The sequence below is a fragment of the Pseudomonas sp. 2822-17 genome (genome assembly GCF_002742485.1).
GTDB lineage: Bacteria > Pseudomonadota > Gammaproteobacteria > Pseudomonadales > Pseudomonadaceae > Aquipseudomonas > Aquipseudomonas cyclaminis.
This window is the reverse complement of record NZ_LJRZ01000341.1, coordinates 1-288: the sequence shown is the minus strand read 5'-3', so window position 1 is coordinate 288 and position 288 is coordinate 1. Positions and strand designations below refer to the sequence as shown.

Genomic DNA, 288 nt, shown 5'->3' with positions numbered 1-288 from the left:
GAATATACCAGAGTTCGTTACACTTGTCGTTTCCCTGTTTGCATATGGTAATAAATCAGGGTGCGCATTCCCCATCGCAAAACCATTTCCTACTAAGGACAACATTTCGTTATCATTCATTCCATCACCAAAGGCAATTGCATCTTCTTTTTTAAACCCTAGAAGATCTAACACCTTTTGAACAGCAAAACCTTTATTGACACTCTCCCGAATGACATCATAAGCATGTTCCCTCATCCCATCCACATTAACTGTAGACAAGTAAATCCCCCCATAGGACTCATATTT

1 protein-coding gene is annotated in these 288 nt (G+C 39.6%); it reads right to left on the bottom strand.

Features of this window, described 5'->3' with window-relative positions:
* Nucleotides 1-261: HAD family hydrolase (locus tag AOA60_RS08400; RefSeq protein WP_218240597.1), on the bottom strand; the 261-nt coding region annotated here is incomplete at its 3' end.
* Nucleotides 262-288: the final 27 nt, after the last annotated feature.